Source organism: Chamaesiphon polymorphus CCALA 037, assembly GCF_003003845.1.
GTDB lineage: Bacteria > Cyanobacteriota > Cyanobacteriia > Cyanobacteriales > Chamaesiphonaceae > Chamaesiphon > Chamaesiphon polymorphus.
This window is the reverse complement of record NZ_PVWO01000670.1, coordinates 1-2512: the sequence shown is the minus strand read 5'-3', so window position 1 is coordinate 2512 and position 2512 is coordinate 1. Positions and strand designations below refer to the sequence as shown.

Sequence of the window (2512 nt, the reverse complement as noted above, 5' to 3'; positions counted from 1 at the left end):
GAGTAATGGGTGGATGCCAGTGTCCACTTCCCCTAAAGCCTAAAACCTAAAGCCTAAAGCCTAAAGCCTAAAGCCTAAAGCCTAAAGCCTAACCCCTAAAGCCTAAAGCCTAACCCCTAAAGCCTAAAGCCTAACCCCTAACTCGCTGGCTCATCCCCAGCCCAACCCAGCGGCGATGCTTCGGCATCATCTTTGACGCGACGAATGGGGAGATTGGCAATTAAAGCAGTTACTCGTTGATTGCTTTCTAGAGAAAAATCTAGTCCTTGAGCGTCAATTTCGACGTAGCGCGATACCACTTCTAGGATTTCTTGACGCATCATATCGACCGTTTGGGGACTCAGATCGGTACGATCGTGAGCGATCACCAATTGGAGTCGCCGTTTTACATGGTCTCTGCTCGGTTCGTTAACCCGAGGAAATAACATTTCTAAAAATTCATTAATCATAATCATATTGATGCGGTCGATAGAAGGAATTAGCACCTAAAATGATGAAATCGTTGATGGGAACAGCATGGTGACAATTAATTACTGACAAACTTCCCGACCCAACCCCAGAGTTTTATAGTCTTTACCTACCAGTTGTATTATGATAAATACTACTATAAAATCTCGTCCGATCGATTCGACGAACTGCTCGGTGGGGTACAACTTACTCTCATGTTTTAGCTATATTACTATTTAGCGAAGATTTTACGTAAGCGGTTGAACAAATTATCTCGATCGACATTTAAATCGAGATAGGGAGTTTTTTCGCCGCACAGGCGATGGGCGATATTATCAAAAGCTTGAGCGGCACGAGAGTTAGAATTACTCTCCAAGACGAGGGGTTCGCCGCGATTGGTAGAGGTAATTACTCGTTCGTCTTCGGGTACGACCCCAATCAGTTGCACGGCAAGGATTTCGCTAACATCTTCGACAGACATCATTTCACTAGCTTCGACCATGGCTGGGCGCAACCGATTGACGATCAGTCTGGCGGGACTGATATTACTAGCTTCGAGCAAGCCAATGACGCGATCGGCATCGCGGACGGCAGAAATTTCGGGCGTAGTCACAATTAAAGCTTCTTGAGCGGCAGCGATCGCATTTTTGAAGCCCATTTCAATGCCCGCAGGGCTATCGATCAACACGAAATCAAACTGCGGCGCGAGTTCGCCGATCATCCATTTCATGTGATTGGGGGTAATCATCTCTGCTTTGCGATTTTGGGTCGCAGGTAGCAACACCAATCCAGTTTGACGTTTATCTCTGACCAATGCTTGATCGAGACGACATTCGCCTGCGAGGACTTCAACTGCGGTATAAACCACGCGATTTTCTAATCCTAATAATAGATCGAGATTTCGCAGCCCAAAGTCGCCATCGACGAGAGCAACTCGATGCCCCATCTTAGCTAGCGTCATGCCTAAGTTGGCTGTCACGGTGGTTTTACCCACTCCGCCTTTGCCGGAAGTAACTACAATAATACGCGTCATGAATTATAAATTATGAATTAGTAACGATCGATTATAAAAATCCGATTATTGTTTACGCTCGTGTATTTTAGGTGATTTTGATAGCGGGTGCATCCAGCACTCGCTGGATGAAAACCCTTGGCGATAAAGTCTTGGCTCCCAACATCGAGGATCGCCAGCACGCTCATCGCACTGCATCGGGTCGGAAAAATTGGTGAGAATTAGAGATCCTCAGATCGTTTCGATCCTGGTAGAGCTAGTTCGCGCAGATATGGAGTCGTTTTGATATCGATCGCCCGAGCGATCCGAATGCCTTGAGGTGTAACGTATGCAACCTCTGGATCGAATTGTGGTGGTGGGGTTTCTGGTGCGCGTGCGACTCGATCGGCTATTCTCAACTGAGTTGGCTCCATTTGGAGTGCCATAATCAAGCATTGAGGATTGTTGGGATAACCAGCGTGGGCGATCCCTCTTAGCCTGCCCCACACGATAATATCGCCTGCCGCATAAATTTCACCGCCAGGGTTGACATCGCCCATAATAATTACGGTGCCTTGGTGGCGGATATCTATTCCCGATCTTACTGTCATTTGTAAATAGAGTGGATCGGCAATTAATGGTGGCGCATCTTCGGTCGATTGTGGGAATAATGGAGCGATAGTCGATTGCTGCGTTACACAATAGCCTGCTGTCGCAGCAGCTACGGCAGTTTGGCGACGACTAGTCTCGACGAGTTGGAGTTGGAGTGCGACATCGGTAAGAGCATCGCTGATGCTTTGTAACTGTCTGGCATCTAGCAATCGATCTTGAGCGATCAAATGGACTACTGATAATGGTTGCCAAAATCTTTTGCCAGCTTGAAGTCGTTGTTGCAACTGCTCCCATAAGTCGCTCCAACTAGCCGCAGCAGATGTTTCTGCTACTGTAGGCAAAATTAACTTCACCACTCCATCTTCATTTTTGAGTCGAATTTGTAATTTAGGTTGTTCTGCTGGTTTGACTGGCTCGGGATCTGCTTTTCCCTGAGTATTTAAGATCGACAAAGTAGAGGAG

General features: G+C 46.9%; 3 protein-coding genes. All 3 read right to left on the bottom strand.

Going from position 1 to position 2512, the window contains the following annotated elements; translation table 11 throughout:
• Positions 1-137 precede the first annotated feature (137 nt).
• Positions 138-449 (bottom strand): cell division topological specificity factor MinE, encoded by a 312-nt coding sequence (gene minE, locus C7B77_RS28060; RefSeq protein WP_106312821.1) that lies wholly within the window; start codon positions 447-449, stop codon positions 138-140.
• A gap of 230 nt (positions 450-679) precedes the next feature.
• Positions 680-1480 (bottom strand): septum site-determining protein MinD, encoded by an 801-nt coding sequence (minD, locus tag C7B77_RS28055; protein ID WP_106312818.1) that lies wholly within the window; start codon positions 1478-1480, stop codon positions 680-682.
• A 200-nt stretch (positions 1481-1680) separates the two neighbouring features.
• Positions 1681-2496 (bottom strand): septum site-determining protein MinC, encoded by an 816-nt coding sequence (minC, locus tag C7B77_RS28050; protein WP_342761380.1) that lies wholly within the window; start codon positions 2494-2496, stop codon positions 1681-1683.
• Positions 2497-2512: the final 16 nt, after the last annotated feature.